1 protein-coding gene is annotated in these 443 nt (G+C 58.9%); it reads left to right on the forward strand.

Annotated elements, in window-relative coordinates:
- Positions 1 to 20: 20 nt before the first annotated feature.
- Positions 21 to 443 (forward strand): class I SAM-dependent methyltransferase (locus C0Z19_RS27700; protein WP_199180804.1); only part of this gene is annotated, 423 nt, incomplete at its 3' end.

Consider the following 443-nt stretch of genomic DNA (forward strand, 5'->3'; position numbering starts at 1 on the left):
GAGTAGACATGGTCTTTCGCTTGAAGGAGCGCCTCGGCCGGAAGTTTGAGGAAGAAGTGCAATTCTTCCGGTGCTGGCAAAAGGACAAAAAAGGAGTGGGCGCGCTTATGCCGACTTCCGTTCATGCGGCGCGCCGCATGGCTAGCGTGATCAGGCCAGCGTCCGGGCTGCCCGTTCTTGAGCTTGGGGCGGGAACCGGCGTAATCACCAAGGCGATCTTGGACAAGGGCGTGAAGCCACAGCAGCTGATCGCGGTTGAGTACTCCAAGGATTTCTGTCACCGCCTGACGCGGCGCTTTCCAGACGTCGATGTTCGATTGGGCGACGTGTTTTCGCTGGATGAAGTCCTGGCGGAGCGAAACGCCGAACAGTTCGACTGTGTCATAAGCGCGGTGCCGATGTTGAGCTTCCCGATGGAGCGGCGCATCGCCTTGCTTGAGGAT

It is taken from the genome of Trinickia soli, assembly GCF_002879855.1.
In the GTDB taxonomy this organism is placed as follows: Bacteria; Pseudomonadota; Gammaproteobacteria; order Burkholderiales; family Burkholderiaceae; genus Trinickia; species Trinickia soli.